This window comes from Porphyromonas gingivalis ATCC 33277 (assembly GCF_000010505.1).
Taxonomy (GTDB): domain Bacteria; phylum Bacteroidota; class Bacteroidia; order Bacteroidales; family Porphyromonadaceae; genus Porphyromonas; species Porphyromonas gingivalis.
In genome coordinates this window covers 1,466,486-1,491,358 of sequence record NC_010729.1, presented here as the reverse complement: position 1 = coordinate 1,491,358, position 24,873 = coordinate 1,466,486, and the positions used below count along the sequence as shown (strand labels likewise).

Genomic DNA, 24,873 nt, shown 5'->3' with positions numbered 1-24,873 from the left:
TATTCGCTGTTTACCTCGTGAACAAAATGCGGTCATTCTTGTTGCATATTTGGGTTACTCATGATTGAAGTAATCCGCTCCGGACAGAGGGCATAACGAGGAGGAGGGAAGTCTTTTTCTCCTTTGATATAGCATGCTTCGCCCACTATTCCATCCCATACTCCTTTGAGGTTCATGGGTTTGAGGGGTGGTGGAAAGTAGCGTATCTTGCTCTTTTTTCGTTAATTTGCAACTTACAACAAAAAACGGCCTCTTCCGGAAGCTCGGAGAAGGAGTCGATTATCGCTTTTTGTCATAGGTAAGAACTATCCAAATTATAATAATAACGAACGGACTAATCTAAATGGAAAAGAAAAGAGTCTACACCTTCGGCAATGGGAAGGCCGAGGGAGAAGCAGGGATGAAGAACCTGCTCGGAGGTAAGGGTGCCAATTTGGCCGAAATGAATCTTATCGGTGTGCCGGTGCCTCCCGGTTTTACGATCACGACAGAGGTTTGTCAGGAATACTATACATTGGGCCGAGACAAAGTAGTGGAGCTGCTGCGTGGCGAAGTAAACGATGCGATCAGAAATATCGAGGGACTGATGAAGTCGAAATTCGGCGACACCGAGAACCCTCTTCTCGTATCCGTACGTTCGGGAGCGCGTGCTTCCATGCCCGGTATGATGGATACGATCCTCAACCTCGGTCTGAACGACGAAGTGGTGGCCGGTATCGTACGCAAGACCGGCAACGAACGATTTGCCTGGGACTCTTATCGTCGCTTCGTGCAGATGTACGGCGACGTGGTACTCGGTATGAAGCCCACGAATAAGGAAGATATAGATCCGTTCGAAGAAATAATCGAGAAGGTCAAGGAAGAGAATGGTGTGCACTTGGACAACGAACTCTCCGTAGAAAACCTCAAAGACCTCGTATCCCGTTTCAAGGCAGCCGTAAAGGCTCAGACGGGTAAGGACTTCCCTTTCTCTGCCGAAGAGCAGCTTTGGGGCGCTATCATGGCCGTGTTCGACTCTTGGTTGAACGAGCGTGCCATCCTCTACCGTCGCATGGAAGGTATCCCGGCAGAATGGGGTACGGCTGTGAACGTACAGGCTATGGTATTCGGCAACATGGGCGAAACTTCGGCTACCGGAGTGTGCTTCTCTCGTGATGCCGGTAGCGGTGAGGATCTCTTCAACGGGGAATACCTCATCAACGCTCAGGGCGAGGACGTTGTGGCCGGTATTCGTACACCTCAGCAGATCACGAAGATCGGATCGCAACGCTGGGCCGAAAGAGCCGGTATCGCAGAAGATGAGCGCGTGGCTCAGTATCCTTCCATGGAAGAGGCCATGCCCGAAATCTACAAGGAGCTGGATACCCTGCAGCAGAAGCTGGAGGATCACTACCGCGATATGCAGGATATGGAGTTCACCGTACAGGAAGGTAAGCTCTGGTTCCTCCAGACCCGTAACGGTAAGCGTACGGGTTGTGCCATGGTGAAGATCGCCATGGATCTCTTGCGTCAGGGTATGATCAGCGAGGAAGAAGCCCTTATGCGCGTCGAACCTAACAAGTTGGACGAATTGCTCCACCCCATTTTCGACAAGTCTGCTCTCCTTAGAGCACGTGTACTGACCAAGGGCTTGCCTGCTTCGCCGGGTGCCGCTACGGGTCAGATCGTATTCTTCGCCGACGATGCCGCTCAGTGGAAAGAGGATGGCAAGCGTGTGGTGATGGTGCGTATCGAGACTTCGCCCGAAGACTTGGCCGGTATGTCTGCCGCCGAAGGTATCCTGACGGCTCGCGGAGGTATGACTTCGCATGCTGCCGTAGTAGCCAGAGGTATGGGCAAATGCTGCGTATCGGGAGCAGGTGCATTGAACATCGACTATAAGGCACGTACCGTAGAGATCGATGGAACCCTCTTCAAAGAAGGCGACTACATCTCCATCAACGGTTCTACCGGTGAGATATACGAAGGACAGGTGGAGACGAAAGCCGCCGAAATGGATCAAGATTTCGCCGATCTGATGGCTTTGGCCGATAAGTATGCCAAGCTGAAAGTTCGTACGAATGCCGATACTCCTCACGATGCCGAGATAGCTCGCAGCTTCGGTGCCGTAGGTATCGGTCTTTGCCGTACGGAGCATATGTTCTTCGAAGGCGAGAAGATCAAAGCCATGCGCGAAATGATCCTGAGCGAGACGGCAGAAGGTCGCGTACGTGCTTTGGCCAAAATCCTGCCTTATCAGCAGGAAGACTTCAAGGGTATCTTCCGTGCCATGGATGGTTTCCCCGTGAATGTACGTCTCCTCGATCCACCCCTGCACGAGTTCGTACCTCATGATCTGAAGGGTCAGGAGGAGATGGCTCAGATGATGGGTGTGGATGTAAGGATAATTCAGAAGCGTGTGGAAGATCTGATGGAGCACAACCCCATGCTCGGTCATCGCGGTTGCCGTCTGGGTAATACCTATCCGGAGATTACGGAGATGCAGACACGTGCCATCCTCGGTGCTTGCTTGGAGCTGAAGAAGGAAGGTGTAGTCTGTCTGCCTGAGATCATGGTGCCTCTGACGGGGATCCTCCATGAGTTCAAACATCAGGAAGAGGTAATCCGTGCTACGGCTGCCAAGCTGTTCGAAGAGAAGGGCGACAGCGTGGAATTCCAAGTAGGTACGATGATCGAAGTACCGCGTGCTGCCCTTACGGCAGACAGAATCGCCTCTTCGGCCGAGTTCTTCTCATTCGGGACCAACGACCTTACGCAGATGACTTTCGGTTACTCTCGTGACGACATCGCTTCGTTCCTCCCCATCTACCTCGACAAGAAGATCCTGAAAGTGGATCCTTTCCAGGTACTCGACCAGAAAGGTGTAGGCCAGCTCGTAAGAATGGCTACGGAGAACGGCCGCAAGGCTCGTCCCAATCTGAAGTGCGGTATCTGCGGTGAGCACGGTGGTGAGCCTTCGTCTGTGAAGTTCTGCCATAGAGTGGGATTGAACTACGTATCCTGCTCTCCTTTCCGTGTGCCTATTGCACGATTGGCAGCAGCACAGGCCGTTATCGAAGAAGGCAAATAAGAAAGAATACGTCAGTCTCTTCGACTCGTGTGAAGAGGCTGACACCTATCGGTTTATTGGAGAAAGAGCAAGTCCGATTCGTCGGGCTTGCTCTTTCCTTTTTTGTTCCCAATCTCGGTTCAGAGGCTTATCCTGAACATACAGTCATTCCTCCTTTTGGAGGGCTTGATCCGAAAAGGAAAACACAAGGATCGTTAATAGAATTTATTTTCTACAGTTCATCCAGCATAAAAACTACAAATATGTGGGGAGATAAGAAAGAAAAATACCAATCGGTCGGTATTGTACGAGGTGCGATTATCATAGTCCTTTGCAATGATTTCTCGGAACACCTTTAATTGTTACTCATTATGAAAAAAAATTTTCTTTTTTTCTCCCTCGTTTTAGCAGCCATCATGTCGTTGCTGTCATCTTGTGCCAAGGATACGCCGGATGTGCCCGAACAGTACGCTATCACTATCCGTGCCAAACTACCGGAAGGCAGTACGATAGAGAGTCTCGAAGGTATAGCCATCGAATTCCTCGATCTTCGTACCCAACAGAAAGTGGAAAAACAGCTCGACAAAGCCGGTGTTTGCTCTCTTAGTCTGGATGCCAGTGTATATACGATTACGATACGTGGCGAAATAGGGAACAATAGTATCGTGGCCATCAAGGAAAACTATTCCATCGCAGAGAATACTACCTTGGAGCTTCCACTCATCGTGACGAAGATCCGCCCTTCCGGTCTGCTGTTCAAAGAAGTATTTTTCAATGGAGAGACCAACAACGGGCAGATGATGCACCCGGATCAGTACTTCGTCATATACAATAATAGCGATAAGGTGGTCTATGCCGATGGTGTCGCTTTCGGTCTCGCCGCACATGCCAACGTAACAGGTGAAGACGCTTTCACCGAGGAGTTGACCAAGAACAACCGCATCGTCCTTTCCATGATCTATACTATCCCCGGCAACGGTTCGCAGTATCCCATCCAACCCGGTGGTCAGCTCGTGATAGCCGGAACGGCCATCAATCACCACGATGCCGAGCATCCCAATTCCGTGGACTTGAGCGGTGCCGATTTGGAAGTCTATGAGCCGGATCAGCCCGCAAACTTCGGACAGGATGTGGACAACCCCAATGTTCCCAATATGGTGAAGATATTTAATCGATTCGGTGTTTTCATGATGCATCCCAGAGGATTTATCCCTCCCATTCTTTTCGAGATAGATGAGCCGATCGAAACTTTCCTGGCCAAGAACCAGTTCGAGTACACGAACAATGATGGAGAGAACATTATGCTCTATGCCGTTCCGGTGGAAAATGTGTTGGATGGTATCGAGACCGGCAATACCGGTAATATGAAAGTCAAGTCCCTGCCCGTGACAGTGGATAAGTCCATGATCGGTGTACCGGGTTGCCACCGTGGCATACTCATTCTTCGCAAGACGGAAGAAAAGAATGGCCGTACCTATATGATAGACACCAACGACTCTGAAAATGACTGTATAGCACGTCAAGGACAAAACTCCTTTCCTGCAAGATTCTAATAGAAAAGTACATTAGTACATCTCTGAATATAGACTCCGAATTATTCTTACCCCGATCTGTGCAGACAGTGTCAGCCCTCAAAAGGGCGACTGTCTGCATAGTAATTTGATATGAGACATCTCCTCTGCCCAGATCGCAGTCAGGGGCTCGAATACAATTCCGATGATCACATGAAAAAGAATGGACTTTCTTACATCCCCGTATTGCGTGCTTTATTGATCTGTACGCTTTTGCTGCTCGCGTATGGAGCTTCGGCTCAGCATCATGTGTCCACTTGTACGATCCGTGGTAAGGTGACGGATATGGCGGGAAAGGAGGGCATTGGTTTTGCCACTGTACTTTTGGCGGATCAGGCTTATGGGGTAGCCTGTGACGGGAAGGGAGAGTTTGTGATCAAACGGGTTACAGCCGGATCGTACCGTGTCGTGGTCAGCTGCATGGGCTATGCTTCGTTCGAGACTACGCTCCATATCAAAGCAGACACCACGGTACACTTCCGACTCAAAGAACATAGTATCGCTCTGAAAGAGGTGCAGGTGCTGGCCACTTATAAGAACAAGACGGACGGCAACGTATCGGTGGATCGGACTGCTCTGGAACATATCCAGCCTACCTCCCTGCGCGACATCTTTCTCCTGCTTCCGGGTAATGTGGTGCAAAGCAACAGCCTGACCGGATTCGTGGGAACGACTTCTCGACAAATAGGCAGCGACGATAATACCTCTTTGGGAACCAACATCTCCATCGATGGTATGCCGCTTTCGAACGATGCCATGCGTACCCAACTGTATGGTATCACGGGAGTAGATCGGTCTGACCTGTACGTTGCGGATCGTACCGTTACTCGCAGGACGGGAATGAATGCCGGTATCGATCTTCGTACCATCTCCACAGATCATATCGAAACCATCGAAATAGAACGGGGCATCTCATCCGTAGGGGAAGGCAATTTGTCGAGCGGAGCCATTCGCATCCGTACCAAGCAAGGGTCTGCTCCACTCCAAATGCGTGTCAAGGCCGATCCCCTTAGCAAACTGGCTTATGTGGGGAAGGGATTCAAAGTGTCCAAGCGCGGGGCATCCATTCATACGGGAATAGACTTCCTGCACAACAAACCCGATGTGAGGGAGGTGTTGGATAGCTATAAGCGGAGTACGCTGCATGCCAGATATAGCGATCAGTTGAATTACGGGGATAAGATCGTGGACTTGGGTATCGGGCTGATGCAGACCTTTTCCATTCAAGACAGCAAATCGGATCAGCTCGTCAATGAGTATGAAGAGACCTACAACTCCAAGTATTTGCGTTCTTCTCTTTCCTTCGATGCCAAAGTCCGCTTTTCAGGTAGTTGGCTCAATAGTATAGACTGGCTTCTCTCTGCCGACTATACTTCCGATCTGCTCAAAAGGAAGAAATACTACATCAGTACGAGTGGCCCGAAGAGTATGCCCGTAGCTACCGAAAGCGGAGAACATGAAGGTGTTTTCCTCCCTTCGGCCTACTATGCCTACTATGAAATAGACAATCAGCCGCTCTATTTCTTCAGCCGTTTCAAAGCCAATACCGATATAAACTTCACCGAACGTCATCACCATCATTTGCTGTACGGGCTGGAAGCTCGCAGCAGTAAGAATATCGGTAGGGGAGTGGTGGCCGATCCTACTCGTCCGCCTTATCCGGGAAACAACAGCTATATCCGCCCTCGTCCCAACTACAATATACCGGCTTCGGTCTATGCTGCATTCTTTGTCGAGGACAGGGCTTCTATCGAGTGGGGAGCCAATAGGCTGGGTATTCAGGCCGGACTGAGGGCTACGCATCTATTCAATCTGCCTTCGTCCTATGTCCTCTCTCGGAAGATGCTGATAGAGCCGCGTATCAAGGCCAACTGGCAGTACAGAGCCGAACATCTGTCGATAAACCTGCGTGCCGGATACGGTATGGAAAACAAGCTGCCTACACTGGATCATCTGTATCCGGACAAGATCTACCGTGACTTCATGGTGCTGAATGCCTATATGCAGAATCCCGAACTGGATCATCTCATCACTTATACTTATATCCACAATCCCGAGAATCCTGCTATCAGGGAGAACCGCAATGTCAAAAAAGAGATTGGCATAGATATGACGTACAAGCGTTTCGACTTTTCTTTGACACTCTTCCACGAAGAATCGCGACGCGGTTTCGAGTATTTCGACTCCTTTCTGCCTATAGCCTTCGACCGCTATACCAAGCTGATAGCCCCTCTTCCTCCGGGACACAAACCGCAGAAGGAGGATTATATTCAGGAGCATCACAAGGATTTCTTTGTTATCCCCACCGTGCAGAATTCTGCCAAAGTAGTCAAGCGCGGTATCGAATTTCGTTTGCGCACACCTTATCTGAAAGCCATCAATACCCAAGTCGAAGTCAATGGAGCCTATTACCATACGCTCTACGCTTCGGGTATCCCTATCATGTTCCGACCGATAGTGTCGGAGTACGAGCAGGCTCTCTATCCTTATGTGGGCTATTATGAAGGCAGTTTGCACAAACACTACCAACGCTTCAATACGAATGTTTGGGTCAATACGCACTTCCCTCGTTATAAACTGATCTTCACTTCCTTTTTCCAGATTATCTGGCACGATGCCTCGTACAGGGGGCATGAGGAGAGCGAGTTCCCCTATGCCTATATGGATCTCGATGGAGTAGTCCATCCCACGAGCAAGGCTGCCATTCTGGAGGCTGCTGCCACGAACGATATTCTCAAGTACTTGAGCCGAGAGCGGACGGAGCTATACTACAGGGCTACATACAAACCCATATCGCTGCGTATCAATTTCAAAGCCACCAAAGAGTTCTCCGACTGTATGCGGCTGGCTTTTTTCGTGGACAATATCATCGACATCAATCCCAAATACAAACAGGCCAATAATACGACGGAGCGAGACTGGTCTATACCCTATTTCGGAATAGAAACGACATTCACCCTATGAAAACCATTGTAAGATACAGCCGCCTTCCGGTCGCTCTCTTCTTTTGCCTTTTGGGAGTTGTGCACCTGTCTGTCGAGGCGCAGATGCTCAATACTCCTTTCGAGCTGTCGGATCAGATCGTCCTGTCTCCCACCGAAAGACAATACAGGGAGATTTGTGTGCAAACGAAAGAAAAAAGGGGGGCCGATCTTTTCCCGTTGAGCGATAGGCTGCGCGATTCGGCCTATGTCCGTTTCGGCTCGGCATACGGCGATATTGCGGGCGACTATCTTCCGTACAACGGCAATAACTACTCCTCGCTCTCGCTCGAATCGGGTGGTCGCATCAGTGTCCGTAACTATGGCACATTGCAGGGCAGTGCTTCCTACTCACGTGGCATGCACAAACGCATCGGCTGGAATGCCCTGCGCAATGCCGAAGCCTACTATCCCTATCTGGTGTCTGATTCGACCGGTGGAGATTATCATTTCGAAGACTATCGGCTTGCCGGTTACTATTCTTTTCGCGCCGGACATTTGCCACTCGGTATAGGCTTCTCATACAGGGGCGAAGTTGCTTATCGGCTGACCGATCCGCGCACCACCAATACGACCGGTGCACTGGAGCTTTCTTGTGCTACCTCCTTGACGCTGCCTCAAGAGAACAGGCTATCGCTTTCGGCTGCGTATCTCTATCATAGACAACACCTCACACAGTACAACTGGCGTCCCGGGCAGCAGGACAAATTCTTCGTCAGCTACGGTTTCGGTCAGGTGGATGTCAGCAACAGCCCTATCTGGTTCGGTATCTCCAGAATGAACTACGTCAACGGATGGAAGCTTAGCTCCCGTCTGGATACCCGTAGGGGTGATGCCATCGGTCTCGACTACAGCGGCTACTTCCTCGATACCGAGGAGCGGTCGTCCATCAATCTCTTTGCTCTGCTTTACAATCGCCTGCGACTCTATGGTAGTTGGCAACTGTCCGGCTTCTCCTTTTCCCTTTCGGCCGACTATGCTCTGCGCCAAGGGATAGAGCGGATATACGAAGACTACAAGCCGGATGATAATTATCATATCTACGACCTCCGTATCTTGGCTATTCGCCGCTGGTATATGCTCAATGAGTTCTCCGCCCAAGCCCAAGCCTCCTACCGTATTCGCACGGATAGAGGTTGTGCCCTGAGAGTGAGTGCCGGTAGTGATTTCTACGGCTATGATGAGACGTATCGCAAGCATGGACATCATACCATGAGCGGAATGCTACGTCCTTTTGCCGGTATAGCCTATGACCATATCGGCACCAAATTGGATTTTGGACTTTCGCTTTCGGCTGCTTATCGAATGGTGCTGACGCATTCGTATAAGATTCGTACCATCCAGAAAGAGCAGCTCGACTATCAGCTGGCCTATTTGCCCTATGCCTATCGTAATAGAGAAGGCGTGGAGGTGCGTTCCTCTCTGTACGTCTCGATTCCGATGCGGAATACCCACCGCCTGATGACAGAGCTGCGGTTGTATGGCGACCTGATGAAAAGGAAGGACGGTATAGCCTATGGCAAAACGCCCGGTGTCATCTCACATATCCTGTCCGATCCGCAAGCCGAACGAACATCCGGCCATACCATCGGGGCTATCTGCAATATCTCCTACCTCTTCTAAGCCTTCTGTCGGATAACTCGATCCGATAGCCGAAGATGAGATAATCAAAAAATAATCTGCGATGGGTGTATACGAATGGTATGCCCCAAGGGGAGCATGGCATTGATCAGCAGTATTTCTTCTGCTTTTTTGAGCTCTTCGATTTGCAGGTCTGCCGGTCGAATTTGACCGGATTGGAGCAGATACCGGCGTTGTACGCCTTCTAAGAGAGGGACGCGCGGTGTGAGAAGTTCTCCTCCGATATGTAGAAGGAGGTTGGTGTAGGATGTGTCTGTCAGGAGTCCGTTGCGCAGGATAATAATTTCATCGGCTTCTCCTTTTTGCATGAGAAGGGCTTCGAGAGGTGAACGGTCAGCCTGCTTCAAATGATAGTCCAAATCGGCTGGAGCCGTTACGATACGCAGGGAGGATATTTGGCGTGGTGTATAAGGTGAAAAGGAAACGTCCGAAATGCCCTCCTTACCATATAGAATACGACATTTGGTCATTCCGCACATCAATTCCGGAGGGCATAGATTCGTCAGGCAAGGTATTTCCGGGAGGGGAAAGCCCTTTTCGTCACACGTGCGGCTCATTCGTTCCTGATGGAGCGCAAGCAGATAGGGCAGGCCGTCTTCGATGCGGATGGTTTCGATATAGCACATATTCGATCAGAATGGCAGATATACCTTTTGTTGTGTTTCGCGGTATTCGTCGTCACAGCGGCTGTTGATGGTAATGCCGCCGCCACTGCGAAAAAGGTATTGGCCATCGGGAAGCTGTTCGATGTAGCGAATCATTACAGCCGAATCGAAGCTGCTACCGTCGAAATAACCGAAAACACCTGTGTAGAAGCCTCGTTGCTGCCCCTCTGCCTCCCGTATAGCTTCGATAGTGGCCTCTTTGGGTGCTCCGCTGATGGAGCCGGCGGGTAGTAGCTCTTGAATAATGGAGCCGAAACGCTTTTCTTTTTCCGCAGGGAGTGTGCCTGTGATCTCCGAACTCATTTGCAGCAGTCGTCCCTTGTTCGTGTGGAGTTCATCCAGATAGCGAAAGCGAGAGACGCGTACGTGGTGACTGACTCGGTTCAGGTCGTTGCGTAACAGATCTACGATGGTGCGATGTTCGGCCGTTTCTTTATAGTCGGACAGTAGACGGCCGGCGGCATCCGGCAGGGAAGCATCTATGGTCCCTTTCATCGGGTTGGTGGAAATTTGCCCATTCTCTATTTTGACAAATCGTTCCGGACTGAAACAAACCAGTCGTCCGGGAATCAAGAGCTTGTATGAGGCGCGACTGCGACTGAATACCTCCTCAAGCGAGATATTCATCTCTATGGGCGTAGCAATGGTGAGATTGGCCAAGAAGCTATCGCCACGCATCAGGGCTGTGCGGATCCGATCGAAACGATGTCGATAGGTTTCCAATGATTCGGGGTGGGGGATAAAAGTCACGGGAGCCTTGCTCTCATTCGTATCGGTAGCTGTGGGTGCATTCCCTTGTCCTCGTACGTCGAATAGGATTTCTTTTTGATTCAGCGGTTCCGATATGAAGATCCCCTCATCCATCTCAAAGTCTATGGCAAACAGAAATGATCGTCCGCACCGGCCGGATTCATCCATTCGCCTGATCGTTTCCTCTGCCTTCATTTGAAAGGGGCAGCCAGCCCCGTAAGCCTTTGTCATATTAGCCTGATGCCGTTGTGATGGAGAATATCCTCATTTATATCCCTATGGTTCATCGCCTTTCGGATCGGGTATTCTCCTTTTTCTCGGCAAAGATAAGAGGTATATGCTGTATGAGCGCGAGTTCGATCTATCGTCACCTCGGAAATACGTCCCAAAAAATCTGTAATTGCGGTCTGAGTTTCCTGAAAAAGTGGAACCACAATTTTTTCGTTTCGGCGCGTAAATTTTTTGCTTCCCGCGCCACAATCAAGAAATTTTCGCGCCACGTTTTGGGGAGTGTCAAACGGGGAAATTTTGGCGCGTGGCCTGTGCTGAAAGAAAGATAGGAGAAGCCTCCCCGATAGACGATACTGGTAATGTCGGCTACGACCAATTTACATGGATGCTTGGCTGCGAGCTTGGACTCCGTATTGAGTGGATCTTCACCCAAGTCACAGATCAAAAGATTGTACGAGATGAGATATGAGTAAGCTAATGAAAAAGGAATTCAAAATAAAATTCATTTTAAACTGAAAAATCGATACAAAAGCAAATATGAATAACTAACTTCGCAGCGTTAATTCGATATGATTCTTCAGGTTAAGCATATTTCCAAAGCTTTTGGAGATAACCACGTCTTGGATGGAGCTTCTCTATCTCTTGAATTTGGACAAATCTCCGTGCTGATGGGGGCGAATGGATCGGGCAAAACGACTTTGTTTAATATCATCTCCGGATTCCTTAAGCCGGAGGCAGGGGAAGTATATTTGAGTGATAAACTGATACAGTCTCTTAGCCCGTACCAAGTTGCTCGCATCGGATTCTCTCGTACCTTTCAAGACATGCGGCTCATCAGCAAGCTAAGTGTCCGAGAGAATATCCTGCTGGCATTTTCGCAGCAACGTGGCGAGGCATGGTGGCGTGTGTTTTTTTCAAATAGAGAGGAAGAAAATAAGCTTATCCAAAAGGCCAATGAGATTCTTAAAACTTGCTTTATTGAGGATGTCTCAGATAGTCTTGCTGGGCAAATCTCCTATGGACAGCAGAAGCTCCTCAATCTGGCTTGCTGTTTGGCGAGCGATGCGCCGATTTTGCTCCTAGACGAACCAGTGGCTGGGGTCAACCCCAAGTACCGAGATTTGCTAGCTCAAGTTATTATCGGTCTGCGTAATTCAGGTAAAGCACTGCTTATTATCGAGCACAATCAAGACTTCATTGAGCTCGTGGCCGACAAGATTCTATTCCTCAATGGAGGCAAGATTTCGGAGTATGCGAGCTATAAAGCTTTTAGAGAGAATGAAATCGTCCAAAATGCCTACGTATGAGCACACTCCTAGATATTCGCCGTATTAACTCGGGCTACGGGCCAAAGCAAGTCCTTCACGACATATCGCTACAGATCGGGCAGGGAGAGGTCGTACTCTTGGTCGGATCCAATGGCTCGGGGAAGAGTACACTCTTTAAGGTCATCTATGGTTTGCTAGGGGCTTGGTCGGGCGAAGTGTCTTTTGAGGGGGGCTTGCTTCAGTCGCCACAGCTACATACACCAGCCTCTCGGTTAATCGGCAGAGGACTGATGTATATTCCCCAAAAGGGCGAATTGTATGAGGATATGAGCGTTCGAGATAACCTATACTGCTCCCTTCTGCACCTCGGGTACAAATCCGAGATCGCCCAGCGTATGGAGGAAGTTCTCGAGCAGATGCCACTCCTCAAGCACCGATCGAAACAAACAGCAGGACGGCTGAGCGGTGGTGAGCGTAAAATGCTAAGCCTAGCGATGATTATGGCCAATAAGCCTCGTCTCTTGCTCTATGATGAACCACTTGCGGGGCTTAGTGAAGACAACACAGAGCAGGTACTCAGCTATATCCAAAAACTCAAAGTACAGGGAACGAGCATCGTCCTCATCGAGCACCGCATTCGAGAGCTTATCGATCACGTCGATCGAGTCCTCGGCCTTAAACTCGGCACGCTATACACTAGAGATTTAAACACATTAGATAACATCAAACAATTCATCGTATGAAAAAGAATAGAAAAATATTTTTGCAAGTAGTTATCCTTGCTGTCTTGATTGTCGTAGCTGGATATTTTGCCTTTACATGTAATCAAGAGCAAGAGCAAGATAACGAGACTATTAGAGTTGGAGCGATTCTTCCTTTAACGGGTAATATGGCTAGCTTGGGGGAGTCTGGGCAGAATGGACTCATATTAGCCCAAAAATATATCAATGATGAAAATCTACTGAAAGGAGGGAAGAAAATAGAATTTGTTTTTGAAGATGGCAAGGGAATCCCTGCAATTTCTATTTCTGCCTTAACTCATTTGACAGAAGTTCAGAATATTGACATTATATTCTCAATAGTGAGTGCAGTAGACCTATCTTTAGTTTCGAAGCAGAAGGAAAAAGGGCTTCTATTTATTTCGCATGCGACACATCCATCTTTATCAGATGTAAACAACTTGTTTTTTAGGCATTCTCCTACTGTAACACAAGAGTTCGCTCTTTTGAAGCGATATATAGGTTTGGATTCCGCATCAACAATCTTGCTTCATACATCAGATGACTACGGAGAAGCATTAGCTAGAGAATTTGGTCGTAATAATTTTATTGCGAAAGAAAATATACTTGCATTCAATATAGGTGATCAAAATTTTAGAGGTGTCTGTTCGAAGGTTATTCATAAGAAGCCGTATAGAGTAGTGATTGGAGGCAATGGCAAAGAACTATACCAACTTGTAAATATTTTACGAGAACAGGGCTACAAGAACGAGATAATTACGACGCTTGGATTTAAAGTAGGCGGTGCTTTTAATCAGCTAAAAGAATTCAGTAATCTATCTTACATAGACTTCAAGGATAACTATCCATCAGAGAAATATAACCTAATACTAGCAGAATATAAAAAGATATTCGGCAAAGATATGACGATAAGTGAAATGATCTTTTTTAATTCTGCTTTGTTGATTACAGAAGCCATCAATAGATGTGCGAGAGAGGGGGGGATAAAAGATATTGCTAGGCAACTTGCTACAATGGGTTCATTTGAAGGTCTGGGAGAAACGATTACGATTTCTGCAAGCAATGATATACTCCCTGATATCGATATTTTTTCAGTCAAGGATAAAAAAATAAAACAATGATCACACAACAAGAAGTTATTGAAAAGTTCTTCCAATTTACAAGAGAGAGGGGATATGCAAAGAAAGAACGGAGTAATTTGATTTCTCCTTATTTCAACAACGAATTTAATTTGAGTGCAGGACATCAATATGTTATACCTATCCTTCAAAACGAAGAAAAGGAAGAACTAATCAAGATAGCTATTAATGAAATCTGTATAAGGCGTATCGATTTGGAAAAGTTAGGGGCAAGCAATCACCATCTTCTTATGTTCGAGATGGGGGTGATGGGTGTGTTTGGCTATATTGATCATATAAAAGAACAGCTTTTGAGTATTCTTCGAGATGTGATAGATCTAATAGAGCTATTGGGGTTTGATATGAATCAGATCTATTTCTCGGTAAGCGAGGGAGCGTCTGTATTACATAAGAAATATCCAGCTGACACGCTCTCTTACGAATGCCTTCTACATCATGGTATAAGGCCTCTTAATATCGTGAAAACAAAAGGACGACAGAATTTTATTTTTAGCAACGGAGTGGGGCGACCAGCTGGTAATAGCATTGAGATATTTTATAAGAGAGGAGAAGATTTTACAGAGATTGCTTCAATCAATATATATAAATACTTATTCTCTGAGGGCAAATTACATCCGATGACTAATATGGCCATTGGGGGAGGATTTGGCTTTGATAGGATAACTTATCTTCTGAATGGCTACAATCGAGTCTTTGATACCCCTCCTTTCTCTCTATTCTCTGAACAGATCAAGGACTTGTTCAGGAATGAAATGGAGTATAGACTCAACCAAGATAAGATCAACCGAATTCTAGAGTTAATAAAGACTCTAGTCTTTATTGAGTTAGACGGACAAAAACCCGACAACTCACCCCACGGGAAAATAATGAAAGGATTTATCGATAAACTCAAATCAGAGATTAATTATTTAGAATTGCAGGAGAACGATGTGGTTGAAATGGGTGTTTCAGCAGTCAAAGAACATTATAAATCGAGATATTTAATGTGATGAGTGATGATGTGGATTAGTTCAAAAAGAGTCAAGGATAGAAGTGCTGGAGTAGCTACAGAAAAAGAGAATAAACCAAGGATGAGCAAATTGTCCAAATTCTTCCTTCTTTTGGGGATACTTTCAGTAATTATTTTTCTGGTTTTCTCTTATTTTGAGATTTCTCAGTATAGAATCCTTTACTTCATAACTGTAATAGCTATTATCGCCTTTTTTATATACGCTACAAGAATAACCATAAAATCTCCCTTTACTAAAGAGCGGAATATTTGGATTATTGTTGGTTTTTCCGTTCTCATTCTCCTTTCGATTATAACACCTTTGGTTATCCCATTAAACTTTCAGTCTCAGTACTCCTTTGCATTGACAATGGCAGGAGTTCTACTAACCTTGCTCGGGCTGTTTGTTTCTGTGCAAGTGTTAATTGCATTAGATCGTAATCGCACAACTGAGATAGAGGAATATCTCAGAGAGCTTAGGAGAATTGTGCGGAATGCGACCCCTGGTGACCATGTGTATATAATTGCTCCAACTTTCTGTCCTGGCTATATAGGAGATAATAAAATCCTATTAGATGATTTGTATAGAATTATGGAGAGTCAAGCTCATAAAGGGGTCGTATTTCATTGGACATACTTGAAAGTTGGAGCTCGAAGGCGTGACATCCCTGATGGAGCTGCAGATTATATTGATAAAGCGATGGAAAACTGTCATCACTGGGATCTAATAAAAATGTTCTTAAAAGAAGAGTACAATCAAATAAAGGATAAACATAAGGAGAGATCCTTCATAAATGGTCATTTAGATTTGATCTATCAAAAGGGCGGAGCAAACCAAGAACAAGATGGAAATAATGTGTTGGCAGAAGAGGGATATTGGATAAGGCTGTTATGTAAAATCACAAAAACAGGGATTAGCGGTTGCAAATCATATCAGAATGATGCCAAAGAGTCTAGTGAAGATAATCAAAGCTCTGTTTGTGAGCTAGATAAAAGCAAGTATTTGGAATATTTGAATGATGATAAAACTTCTTTCGCTGGTTTTTTCTTAGTTGCAAATACAATTAAAGGGGATTACTACATTGGAACATTTATACATGATGATAAGACCAAATTTGAAGGGAATATATTTAACAATAAGCATATAAAGGATTCTATGGAGTCTTTTATAGAAACATTTTGCGATAAAAACAGACTTAACCCTTGTCCTAATAAAAGCCCCAAATAAGATGAATCTAATGGAAAGTCTGTCGATTAGTATTAATTAGCAACTTGAGGAAAATAAACACCCAAAATGGCAAACGTCTTACAAGTTATCAGTAGTATAGTTTATGCTTTGTCTTTGTATATCATTATCGCGTTTCCCTTTCTTGACATATATCTAGCTATTCGCTTCTTTCACGTTGCCCACGCTGTATCTTTGACTCTGGCGGCATATATGGTTTATACGGCGAGCGTGCTTTGGGGAGTATCGCTTTGGTTAGCTGTACCATTGGCTATTGCGGTTGTCGTTTTGCTGATGCTAGGGATTAACCAGTGGGTGTATCATCCTCTGAAGCGGCAAGGGCTTGAGAGTTGGCAGATGATGATCGCTTCGCTGGGGCTGTATGTGGTGCTGCAGAATGTGATCTCCATGATTTGGGGGGATAGTACGCTGAGCTTTAGGACGTGGGAGATCAAGGTTGGGCACGAATTTATGGGAGCCTACATAACCGATGTACAGATTATCACGATTGTGAGTTCGGTTATCTTGTTGCTTCTTAGCCACCTCTTTATGGAGCGTACCCATATTGGACGTCAGATTAAGGCTGTGGCCTCCAATCCTGAGCTCAGTCGTGTTTTGGGAATTTCAGAAACCAAGGCCATAGCCTGGAGCGTGGGAATTGGCACGGGGCTAGCCGCCTGTGCCGGGATTTTGATTGCGGCAGACATAGATATGACCCCGACTATGGGCTTCAACTGGTTTCTCTATGGCGTGGTAGCCATGATCATTGGGGGGATGGGGCGGATGCGCTACCTCCTCCTTGGGGCTCTCTTATTGGCCACAGCACAGCATCTATCGGCCTACTATATCGATAGTAAATGGATGAATGCCACGGCCTACGTCATCTTGATTGTATTCCTCTACTTCCGTCCATACGGCTTTAGTGGCAAGCAACTCAAAAAAGCAGAGATCTAATGGAGTATTTGCTACATCTGTTTGTGTTAATCTGCATCTACACAATTTTGGCACAGTCGCTTAGCCTAGTGGCAGGGTATAGTGGTCAGGTATCGCTGGCGCATGCGGGCTTCTATGGCTTGGGAGCCTATACGACTGCTCTGATGTCGATACACTGGGGGACACCTGCGATGCTGAACATCCCTGTGGCGATGCTACTCTCGGGAGGGTTAGCCTGGATTGTAGCTCGTGTGGCGGCCAAGACCGTCGATGACTACTACATCATCATCACTCTGGGTATTCAGGTTGTGATCTACTCAATCATGAATAACTGGCAGAGCGTAACTCATGGCCCCTTGGGGATCCCCGGTATCCCGGCTTTCGCCATTGTGTCAGGTGTGGAGCTGGAGAGTAAGTTCGCCTATTGCCTCCTTGGGGTGACTTTGGCGAGTCTGGTGTGGGGCGCGCTACATCGGCTGATGCATTCGCCCTTTGGTCGGGTACTCATTGCCCTCAGCGAAGACGAGGTCTACACGAAGAGCTTGGGCAAAGATGTAGCAGGAGCCAAGACGGTTTCATTCGTGATTAGCGGGATGCTTGCCTCTATCGCCGGGGTGCTCTATGCGCACTACATCAGCTATATTGATCCCAGTAGCTTCACTGTAGACGAGTCTATTTTTATTCTAAGTATTGTGATCATCGGAGGAATGAGAAATTTGTGGCACATCTTTTATGCGGCAGCTTTCTTGGTCTTACTTCCCGAAGCCTTACGTTTTGTCGGGATGCCCTCATCTGTGGCGGCTAATATGCGTCAGATTTTCTATGGTCTGGCTTTGATCTTGGTTTTCTATCGTATGAGAACTGCAAAACCAAAGCTCTTCCTAAAAGTGAAGACTCAAAGAGATACGGAAGATAATGGCTGAGGTTTTTTCTGACTTATGTATGTAAATGCCTTCCTATCGTTGGTGTCTTTCTGCCGGAATCTTTTCACTGTAAGAATATATACAGTGGAACGGGCGACTCCGAATTTATGGATATGGAATAAGACAGAGAAAAAATGGTAGCTTTGTTCCGGTTTCAACAATTGACAATGAAAAACTATGCTTAAGAAAATCTTTTCTGTACTACTCGTTTGCGCGGCAGCGGTAGTCATCTCTTCCTGCTCCGGCAAATTACGTCCTGTGACTGCCGATTTGGTAAAGGCTGAGCCACAACCACTCGAAGTCGTGGGAAGCAAAGTGCCTGTGACCGTGAGTATCGCTTTTCCTGCCAAATGGTTCAATAAGAAAGCCGAACTTACAGTGAAGCCTGTGCTGCGCTATGCTACAGGTGAATCATGGGGACCTTCATTCCTTTTTCAGGGAGAAAAAGTACTTGGCAATGAGCGTGTAGTCAGCTATGACAATGGTGGCAATCAGCAGCTCGTATTCTCTTTCCCTTATAAGCCGGCCATGGACAAGAGTGAACTCTTCTTAACCTTCGAAGCCAAAGTAAAAGGGAAGAAAATAAATCTTCCGGATCTCAAAATCGCTGATGGTGTAATCAGTACGGAAGCCTTGGCTTCTGCTCTTAATGCATCGGCGGCAATCGCTCCGGATGCATTCCAGCGCATCATCAAGCAAGCCTATGATGCAAATATCATGTTCCTCATCCAACAGGCACAGATTCGTGCACAAGAAATCAACAAGGGTGAGGTGAAAGACTGGAAAGACTTGGTGGCCAATGCCAAGGATGCTCCCAATCAGGATGTAACGGTGGAGGTACAAGCCTACGCTTCTCCTGATGGTGGTGTGGAGCTGAACGAAAAGCTGTCCGAGCAGCGCGAGAAAAATACGACCACTGCTCTGAAGAAACAATTCCAAAAGAGCAACATCAAGGATGTAGAGATCAATGCACACTATACGGCACAGGACTGGGAAGGCTTCAAGCAGCTTGTGGAGAAAAGCGATATTCAGGACAAGGAACTTGTTCTGCGTGTTCTTGCCATGTATCCGGATCCCGAGCAGCGTGAGCAGGAGATCAAGAATATCTCTACCGTATTCAGACAGCTGGCGGATGATATCCTGCCCCAACTACGTCGTTCGCGCCTTATCGCCAATGTCGAAATCATAGGTAAGAGCGATGACGAGATCAAACGTCTTGCAGCCCAGAACCCCGGCCGGCTGACCGTGGAGGAGCTGCTCTATAGTGCTACTCTGCTCGAATCTCCTGCTCAAAAGGAAGATATTTACAAGGTGGCTACTCAGATCTATCCGGATGACTATCGTGCTTATAACAATATCGGTATGATGCGTTATCGCAGCGGTGATTTGGAGGGTGCTCGTACTTGGTTCCAAAAGGCTGCAAGCGTGAAGCCCAATGCAGAAACGGATATGAACCTTGGATTATTGGCTCTTAACGAGGGTAATGTAGAGCAGGCTAAGCAGTATTTCGGCTCGGCTGCCAATGTGCCCGAATTGGGCGAAGCTCTTGGTTTGCTCTATCTGCAAGAGGGCAATTATGCCCAGGCTGTAGCGGCTTTCGGTAAGACCGAGAGCAACAATGCTGCCGTAGCCAATATCCTCAATCGCGACTACAACCGAGCACAAGAGATCCTGAATGGGATAAAGAATCCTGACGCTACTACTTATTACCTCATGGCTGTTGTGGCTGCACGTACGAACAACTTGGACGTTGTAATAAATTCGCTCCGTGAATCCATCAGTCTCGATAGCAGTATGATGAAGAAAGCCGCTACGGATCTGGAGTTTGCCAAGTATGCAAACGACGGAGGTTTCAAGTCTCTGCTCCGCCGCTAAATAGAAAAAAGAGCCCTTAGGCTCTATAACAGCAAAAGAGCTGCCTCCCCCGAGGCAGCTCTTTTGTTTTTCCGGCTTGTTTTTCTTCTTGGCGATCTGTTGTTCCGCAAGGACGGATTTTTATTTTTCCTCTATCTGAGAGGTGTTGCTATTTTTATGCAGGCATGCTTTGAAAACCGAAAACCGATTTTGAGCGGTAAAAGAGAATTTTCTTTTGTGATTTTGTCGTTTTTGATATAATTATTACCTTTCGGCATATGTCATATGGTGATGTGTTTCAGGGATTTGCTCTGTATATTCTCTGATTGTAAATGGCAAGGAAGTAGGTAGTCGAAAGATGCAGATGAAATAAAATGATAAATAACTAATAATCGAAAAGGAAATGAAAACAACAGTTCAACAAATTATTCTGTGTCTGGCTTTAATGATGTCAGGTATATTGGGCGGAAACGCACAGAGCTTTTGGGAAGAAATAGCTCCTCCTTTTATCAGTAATGAGCCTAACGTCAAGTATATAATTCCCAATATGGGGATTGATTCAAAGGGAACAATCTATGTAACCGTGACAAAAAGGATTCAGCAGGGAGCAAATTATACTTCTGAGCAATTGGGTATCTACTATCGACCATTAGGCGATAATGAACAGTGGTGGAAGCATGATCCGTATTTTGATGACAAGATAGTTGCGGATATTCAGACAGATGCATATGGCAGAGTTTATGTATGTACGACTTCTTCTCGGGATCAAGAGTATCAACTTTATATAAACGAGCAGAACGAATGGAAGTGTATATTCAAAACTTCTGAGTCTACATATGAGCATGGTATGGCTGTTTTTCGCTCTTCGACAGGGGTGACTTATATAGGTACCAGGCATCACATCTTCGCATCAGGTGTAAATGATTTCGAGTTCAACACTATCTATGAAGACTCTACACCTATGAGCTGTCGCTTTGCAGAGGCTACGAATAGTGGCACCATCTATCTGGCATTGATGCATGAAACTACAATGTCTACGACTATCCTTACTTATCAGAACGGTGAGTTCATCGATATCTCGGAAAGTGAATTGAGTAACTCGATTATTGCATCCATGTGCTCTAATAAAGAAGGTGATATAATAGCTCTTGTTACTTCATATACAGGATTTATGAGTGGAGTCCTTGCGATCAGAAAAGCAGATGAAGGCAAATGGCAACTTGTTGGCGGAGATATACAGAATGCGATCGTTCAAAATATATGCATGATGGACGACAACAAGATTGCTTGTGAAGTCTTCGGGACTCCTAACGGAGTAGATGGTCGGACAAGGGTTTGTGTTTCTGACGCATCTGTCTTTGATTTTGAGTGGTATGAAGATGAAATATACGGAGGCCTGATATTTGACACTTTCTTCTATAGCCCTTGGGACAAACTTCTTTATGCGAAAGTTGGTGGGATTATGCTCAGGAGTAAAGAGTCTTTTATAACCTCTTTCATTTCTCCGACAGTTGTACAAGGAGTGGATGTCTATACTTTGGCCGGGAAGATAAGGATCGAAAGTGAAACTCCGGTGTCTGAGGTATTGCTTTTCGACCTGGCTGGCAGGATGGTACTTCGGCAAACCATTGATAATAAAATCTATTCGGACATAGATACTAACGGACTAAAGCGAAGCGGTATTTACGTAGTCTCGGTGCGGCTCTCTTCCGGACAGGTATTCAGTCATAAGGTGCAGGTATAGTCGCTCTGTTGTAGCGTGATCGGTTGAGTTTGTCTCTAAAAAGCCTCTTGGAATATGTCTTTTGACTTCTTCTCCAAGGGGCTTTTTCTATTTATATGAATGTAGATTTCAGCAGAAAGGGAAGACAGGAGGCTTTAGCCTTTGTACACGGTAATTGTTGATTTGGAAAAATTTTTCTTTCGGAGTGTTTTGTCCGAAACCTCGTATATTTGTCGGGACTAATCCAAAGCAAAGCGAATGAACAATAAAACTCTGCAACAGATAGGAGAGTACACAAAATTGATGCAGCGGACATTCTCTCTGCCTAACAGGTGGAGGATGTCATTCAGGGAATTGATTAAGGAGATAGACAAGCTCGGAGTGGATTCGGTTTGGATCGTAATTATCATTTCGTTCTTCATCGGAGCCGTTATCACTATCCAGCTATCTCTGAATATGACCTCTCCGCTCATTCCGCGCTTTACGATAGGTTATTCTACACGTGAGATCATTCTGTTGGAGTTTTCTTCCACGGTTATGTGTCTCATTTTGGCCGGTAAGGTGGGGTCGAGTATTGCCTCCGAATTGGGAACCATGCGTGTGACTGAGCAGATCGATGCTATGGAGGTGATAGGTGTGAACTCGGCCAATTATCTGATCCTGCCTAAAATCATCGGATTCATGCTGTTCGTTCCGGTTCTGAGTATAATCAGCATGTCCACGGGTATTGTCGGTGGTTATCTGGCCTGTTCGTTGGTGCCGAATTTGCCTCGGAGCGACTTTGAGTACGGTTTGCAGCTTTTCTTTTCCCCTTATAATGTGTTTTACTCCATTATCAAGTCGGTGGCCTATGCTTTCATCATATCGAGCGTGGCCGGTTACTACGGCTATACGGAGACCTTTGAAAAATAAGGAGATGGAGGGAAGAGGAGTTCTTGGCATAAAAGGAGCGAGTGAAAGGGGTGGCAGTAAGGAGTGAAAGTAGTTGTAAATCCCCCCTTGCGGAGCTGCTTGCACGAGCTCCTCAAGGGTGGTTATACCTTATCCTAGAGATGAGGACATAATTATCCCCGGGGTTCTGTATAAATTAAAGGCGATGCTTTCAAGAATGTTTTGAGTATGGGTCTTGGCAAGTCCCCGGTATCGACATCGTCCGCCATGAAACCACCGCCGAATACTGCCAAAGGTGCGTTCGATGGTGCTCCGTATCGGACCGATTGCTTTGTTTCGTTGCTTCTCTTCCTCGGTCAATGCCCTGTTGCGTTGTGCCTTGTGCATAATGCCGTCTTGAAGGTGATGGGTTTGCAGGTAGGAACGATTTTCCCCGCAAGCATATCCTTTGTCCGCCAAGACGGCTGTGCCTTGAGGTATGTTTGCACCCTGCAATAGCGGAATAAACTCCTTCGTGTCACTGCGGTTCGCTGCAGTTGTTATCACCTTTTGAACAATGCCTTGAACATTGGTCAGACAATGCTTTTTGTATCCGTAGTGATAACGCTTTTGTTTGTAAACCCAACGGGCTTCTTCATCCGTCCCTTTACGCCGGCGGACAACCTGTTTTTGATAATCCTCCTCTGCCTCTTTTTCCTCCTCGCTCCGATTGTCTTCTCTGTCGTCTGCGACTTCAATCGTAATGGTTCCGTTGGGTTTATGCGGCGTCTCCACAAGGCTTGCATCGACAAGCACCCCTTCCCTGACCGAAATGTGATGGCGCGAAAGTTGTTTGTTAAACTGCGCCAACAGTTTGTCCATGAGACCCAACTCTGTCAGTGCCGAACGAAATCGACTGATGGTGCTGTGGTCGGGAGATACCTCTTCCATCTTCAGTCCCAAGAATCGGGAAAAGGTGATTGAATCATTGATGCGCTCCTCCAAAGCACAATCACTGAGGTTGTACCATGTCTCCAAAAGCAACATCTTGAATAAGAGAATCACGTCATAAGCCGGGGCGCCGATGGCATTTTGTCGCTTCGTGTATTTCTTGTTGATCAGCGTCCTGATCGGACGCCAATCGATAAGCGTGTCAACCTGATTGAGGAAGTCGTTTTGTGCTTTGCGATAACGCTTTGAAAGGAGTGCGTCTGCAAATGTTACATGTTCATCGGTATTCTTGGATTGGTATGCCATGGGAGGAATATTATGCTGTTTTTAATACTCAAATATACAAAATAACTCCCTATTATACAATGAATTAATAAACAAAATACACACCAATCGCCGTGCAATGGTCTCATACGGTGAAAGGTGGAGCATTGCAGGTGGGGAAAGCAAGTACCAACGCTGTGGTTCAGTGCAGTATATTGGTGCTTGTGGCGGATTTACTCCTCACGAATTTATTGCTTGCGTAAATGTTATACTAACGTATTATGATCGAAGTCAGAGAAGTCAGTAAGCAGTTTGAAGACAAGAAAGTACTCAACAATATCTCGGCGACATTCGAGACGGGCAAAACCAATCTGATCATCGGACGCAGTGGAGCGGGTAAGACCGTCCTGCTGAAGTGCATCATCGGGCTTATTGCTCCTACATCGGGAGAGGTATTGTATGATGGTCGAGATATTACGGTTATGAGTGAGCGTGAGCTGAAAATTCTGCGGCGCGAAGTCGGTATGCTTTTTCAGGGTTCTGCGCTCTTCGACAGTATGACTGTCATGGAGAACGTTATGTTCCCGATGAATATGTTTTCGAGCGATAAGCCGGCAGTCCGTCGAGAGAGGGCTAAGTATCTATTGCATCGGGTGGGGCTTTCCGATGCCAGACATAAGTATCCCAGCGAAATTAGTGGCGGTATGATGAAACGGGCTGCCATTGCCCGTGCGATTGCTTTGGGGCCGAAGTATCTCTTTTGTGACGAGCCTAACTCCGGTTTGGATCCGAAGACTTCGCTCGTAATAGACGATCTTATACATAGTCTTACACAAGAGCATGGTATTACCACAGTAGTCAATACTCATGACATGAACTCCGTGAAGACAATCGGGGACAAGATCATCTACATCCGTCATGGCAGTAAGGAGTGGGAAGGAACGAGTGCTACGCTGAACTCTTCGGATTGTACGTCGCTCAAGAACTTCGTCTTTGCCAAGACAATGGAATACTGATGCTCTGTCAGCCGGGCATCTCTCGTGCTCTTCCTTCTTTCCATTCGCTCTCACGAATAAAATCATTGGCCGGATAAAAAAGAAAAACAAT

The 24,873-nt window shown here is 46.5% G+C and carries 21 protein-coding genes and 2 pseudogenes; 17 read left to right on the top strand and 6 right to left on the bottom strand.

The annotated features are described in order from the left end of the window. Positions 1–32 precede the first annotated feature (32 nt). Entirely contained in the window at positions 33–176 is a 144-nt protein-coding gene (locus PGN_RS11605; protein WP_012458199.1) for a hypothetical protein, read from the bottom strand. Between the two features lie 167 nt (positions 177–343). Between PGN_RS11605 and ppdK the strand changes: the two genes are divergently transcribed. The 4 genes from ppdK to PGN_RS06370 all read left to right on the top strand — a co-directional run bounded on the left by ppdK (position 344) and on the right by PGN_RS06370 (position 9,224). Then, positions 344–3,070 (top strand): pyruvate, phosphate dikinase, encoded by a 2,727-nt coding sequence (gene ppdK, locus PGN_RS06390; protein ID WP_012458198.1) that lies wholly within the window; start codon positions 344–346, stop codon positions 3,068–3,070. Positions 3,071–3,420: 350 nt separating this feature from the next. Continuing rightward, positions 3,421–4,602 carry a DUF4876 domain-containing protein gene (locus PGN_RS06380; protein ID WP_012458196.1) on the top strand — a complete coding sequence of 394 codons (1,182 nt, stop codon included), beginning with the start codon at positions 3,421–3,423 and terminating at the stop codon, positions 4,600–4,602. A gap of 171 nt (positions 4,603–4,773) precedes the next feature. After that, positions 4,774–7,584, top strand: a complete 2,811-nt coding sequence (locus PGN_RS06375; RefSeq protein ID WP_012458195.1) for a TonB-dependent receptor — start codon at positions 4,774–4,776, stop codon at positions 7,582–7,584. Further along, complete coding sequence (locus PGN_RS06370; protein ID WP_039417135.1) at positions 7,581–9,224, top strand: DUF6850 family outer membrane beta-barrel protein; 1,644 nt, start codon at positions 7,581–7,583, stop codon at positions 9,222–9,224. The genes PGN_RS06375 and PGN_RS06370 overlap by 4 nt, the downstream gene beginning before the upstream one ends. A 44-nt stretch (positions 9,225–9,268) precedes the next feature. Here the strand turns inward: PGN_RS06370 and PGN_RS06365 are convergent, their stop codons facing one another. The 3 genes from PGN_RS06365 to PGN_RS11270 all read right to left on the bottom strand — a co-directional run bounded on the left by PGN_RS06365 (position 9,269) and on the right by PGN_RS11270 (position 11,135). Continuing rightward, complete coding sequence (locus PGN_RS06365; RefSeq protein WP_012458193.1) at positions 9,269–9,868, bottom strand: aminotransferase class IV; 600 nt, start codon at positions 9,866–9,868, stop codon at positions 9,269–9,271. A gap of 6 nt (positions 9,869–9,874) precedes the next feature. After that, positions 9,875–10,852: an aminodeoxychorismate synthase component I gene (locus PGN_RS06360; RefSeq protein WP_012458192.1), complete on the bottom strand. Its 978-nt coding sequence runs from the start codon at positions 10,850–10,852 to the stop codon at positions 9,875–9,877. A gap of 172 nt (positions 10,853–11,024) precedes the next feature. After that, positions 11,025–11,135 (bottom strand): DUF1661 domain-containing protein, encoded by a 111-nt coding sequence (locus PGN_RS11270; protein ID WP_143733437.1) that lies wholly within the window; start codon positions 11,133–11,135, stop codon positions 11,025–11,027. 1 nt (position 11,136) lies between these two features. On the opposite strand from PGN_RS11270, the gene PGN_RS12405 reads away from it, so the two are divergent. From PGN_RS12405 to PGN_RS06310, 11 genes are all read left to right on the top strand, one after another. Next, entirely contained in the window at positions 11,137–11,217 is an 81-nt protein-coding gene (locus tag PGN_RS12405) for a hypothetical protein (protein WP_231844311.1), read from the top strand. 240 nt (positions 11,218–11,457) lie between these two features. Continuing rightward, entirely contained in the window at positions 11,458–12,195 is a 738-nt protein-coding gene (locus PGN_RS06355; protein WP_012458190.1) for an ABC transporter ATP-binding protein, read from the top strand. After that, positions 12,192–12,899, top strand: a complete 708-nt coding sequence (locus PGN_RS06350) for an ABC transporter ATP-binding protein (protein WP_051892388.1) — start codon at positions 12,192–12,194, stop codon at positions 12,897–12,899. Before PGN_RS06355 ends, PGN_RS06350 begins: the two co-directional genes overlap by 4 nt. Further along, positions 12,896–14,017, top strand: coding sequence for an ABC transporter substrate-binding protein (locus tag PGN_RS06345; RefSeq protein WP_012458188.1), 1,122 nt, complete (start codon positions 12,896–12,898; stop codon positions 14,015–14,017). Before PGN_RS06350 ends, PGN_RS06345 begins: the two co-directional genes overlap by 4 nt. Continuing rightward, complete coding sequence (locus PGN_RS06340) at positions 14,014–15,024, top strand: alanine--tRNA ligase-related protein (protein ID WP_012458187.1); 1,011 nt, start codon at positions 14,014–14,016, stop codon at positions 15,022–15,024. The genes PGN_RS06345 and PGN_RS06340 overlap by 4 nt, the downstream gene beginning before the upstream one ends. Before the next feature lie 6 nt (positions 15,025–15,030). Further along, positions 15,031–16,251 carry a membrane protein gene (locus PGN_RS06335; RefSeq protein ID WP_039417136.1) on the top strand — a complete coding sequence of 407 codons (1,221 nt, stop codon included), beginning with the start codon at positions 15,031–15,033 and terminating at the stop codon, positions 16,249–16,251. Between the two features lie 66 nt (positions 16,252–16,317). Next, complete coding sequence (locus PGN_RS06330; protein ID WP_012458185.1) at positions 16,318–17,202, top strand: branched-chain amino acid ABC transporter permease; 885 nt, start codon at positions 16,318–16,320, stop codon at positions 17,200–17,202. Next, entirely contained in the window at positions 17,202–18,104 is a 903-nt protein-coding gene (locus PGN_RS06325) for a branched-chain amino acid ABC transporter permease (protein WP_012458184.1), read from the top strand. The genes PGN_RS06330 and PGN_RS06325 overlap by 1 nt, the downstream gene beginning before the upstream one ends. A 177-nt stretch (positions 18,105–18,281) precedes the next feature. Then, complete coding sequence (locus tag PGN_RS06320) at positions 18,282–19,979, top strand: hypothetical protein (RefSeq protein ID WP_012458183.1); 1,698 nt, start codon at positions 18,282–18,284, stop codon at positions 19,977–19,979. A 382-nt stretch (positions 19,980–20,361) separates the two neighbouring features. Continuing rightward, entirely contained in the window at positions 20,362–21,702 is a 1,341-nt protein-coding gene (locus tag PGN_RS06315) for a T9SS type A sorting domain-containing protein (protein WP_012458181.1), read from the top strand. Positions 21,703–21,939: 237 nt separating this feature from the next. Then, positions 21,940–22,593, top strand: a complete 654-nt coding sequence (locus tag PGN_RS06310; protein ID WP_012458180.1) for an MlaE family ABC transporter permease — start codon at positions 21,940–21,942, stop codon at positions 22,591–22,593. On the opposite strand, the pseudogene PGN_RS11950 reads toward PGN_RS06310, so the two are convergent. Together PGN_RS11950 and PGN_RS06305 are read right to left on the bottom strand one after the other, a co-directional pair. After that, positions 22,576–22,698, bottom strand: a pseudogene (locus PGN_RS11950) (DNA methylase); the annotation flags it as partial. The gene PGN_RS06310 and the pseudogene PGN_RS11950 sit on opposite strands and share 18 nt — an antisense overlap. A gap of 24 nt (positions 22,699–22,722) precedes the next feature. Beyond that, positions 22,723–23,808 carry an IS5-like element ISPg8 family transposase gene (locus PGN_RS06305; RefSeq protein ID WP_012457179.1) on the bottom strand — a complete coding sequence of 362 codons (1,086 nt, stop codon included), beginning with the start codon at positions 23,806–23,808 and terminating at the stop codon, positions 22,723–22,725. A gap of 98 nt (positions 23,809–23,906) precedes the next feature. Here PGN_RS06305 and PGN_RS11945 point away from each other — a divergent pair. Together PGN_RS11945 and PGN_RS06300 are read left to right on the top strand one after the other, a co-directional pair. Continuing rightward, a pseudogene (locus tag PGN_RS11945) lies at positions 23,907–24,029 on the top strand (ABC transporter permease); the annotation flags it as partial. A gap of 18 nt (positions 24,030–24,047) precedes the next feature. After that, positions 24,048–24,782: an ABC transporter ATP-binding protein gene (locus PGN_RS06300; protein ID WP_012458179.1), complete on the top strand. Its 735-nt coding sequence runs from the start codon at positions 24,048–24,050 to the stop codon at positions 24,780–24,782. Positions 24,783–24,873 lie beyond the last annotated feature (91 nt).

Excerpts from the sequence above, each read along its gene's own strand:
- PGN_RS11605 (WP_012458199.1), bottom strand. The coding sequence starts at position 176 with ATGAACCTCAAAGGAGTATGGGATGGAATAGTGGGCGAAGCATGCTAT.
- ppdK (WP_012458198.1), top strand. The coding sequence starts at position 344 with ATGGAAAAGAAAAGAGTCTACACCTTCGGCAATGGGAAGGCCGAGGGA.
- PGN_RS06380 (WP_012458196.1), top strand. The coding sequence starts at position 3,421 with ATGAAAAAAAATTTTCTTTTTTTCTCCCTCGTTTTAGCAGCCATCATG.
- PGN_RS06375 (WP_012458195.1), top strand. The coding sequence starts at position 4,774 with ATGAAAAAGAATGGACTTTCTTACATCCCCGTATTGCGTGCTTTATTG.
- PGN_RS06370 (WP_039417135.1), top strand. The coding sequence starts at position 7,581 with ATGAAAACCATTGTAAGATACAGCCGCCTTCCGGTCGCTCTCTTCTTT.
- PGN_RS06365 (WP_012458193.1), bottom strand. The coding sequence starts at position 9,868 with ATGTGCTATATCGAAACCATCCGCATCGAAGACGGCCTGCCCTATCTG.
- PGN_RS06360 (WP_012458192.1), bottom strand. The coding sequence starts at position 10,852 with ATGAAGGCAGAGGAAACGATCAGGCGAATGGATGAATCCGGCCGGTGC.
- PGN_RS06355 (WP_012458190.1), top strand. The coding sequence starts at position 11,458 with ATGATTCTTCAGGTTAAGCATATTTCCAAAGCTTTTGGAGATAACCAC.
- PGN_RS06350 (WP_051892388.1), top strand. The coding sequence starts at position 12,192 with ATGAGCACACTCCTAGATATTCGCCGTATTAACTCGGGCTACGGGCCA.
- PGN_RS06345 (WP_012458188.1), top strand. The coding sequence starts at position 12,896 with ATGAAAAAGAATAGAAAAATATTTTTGCAAGTAGTTATCCTTGCTGTC.
- PGN_RS06340 (WP_012458187.1), top strand. The coding sequence starts at position 14,014 with ATGATCACACAACAAGAAGTTATTGAAAAGTTCTTCCAATTTACAAGA.
- PGN_RS06335 (WP_039417136.1), top strand. The coding sequence starts at position 15,031 with ATGATGTGGATTAGTTCAAAAAGAGTCAAGGATAGAAGTGCTGGAGTA.
- PGN_RS06330 (WP_012458185.1), top strand. The coding sequence starts at position 16,318 with ATGGCAAACGTCTTACAAGTTATCAGTAGTATAGTTTATGCTTTGTCT.
- PGN_RS06325 (WP_012458184.1), top strand. The coding sequence starts at position 17,202 with ATGGAGTATTTGCTACATCTGTTTGTGTTAATCTGCATCTACACAATT.
- PGN_RS06320 (WP_012458183.1), top strand. The coding sequence starts at position 18,282 with ATGCTTAAGAAAATCTTTTCTGTACTACTCGTTTGCGCGGCAGCGGTA.
- PGN_RS06315 (WP_012458181.1), top strand. The coding sequence starts at position 20,362 with ATGAAAACAACAGTTCAACAAATTATTCTGTGTCTGGCTTTAATGATG.
- PGN_RS06310 (WP_012458180.1), top strand. The coding sequence starts at position 21,940 with ATGAACAATAAAACTCTGCAACAGATAGGAGAGTACACAAAATTGATG.
- PGN_RS06305 (WP_012457179.1), bottom strand. The coding sequence starts at position 23,808 with ATGGCATACCAATCCAAGAATACCGATGAACATGTAACATTTGCAGAC.
- PGN_RS06300 (WP_012458179.1), top strand. The coding sequence starts at position 24,048 with ATGATCGAAGTCAGAGAAGTCAGTAAGCAGTTTGAAGACAAGAAAGTA.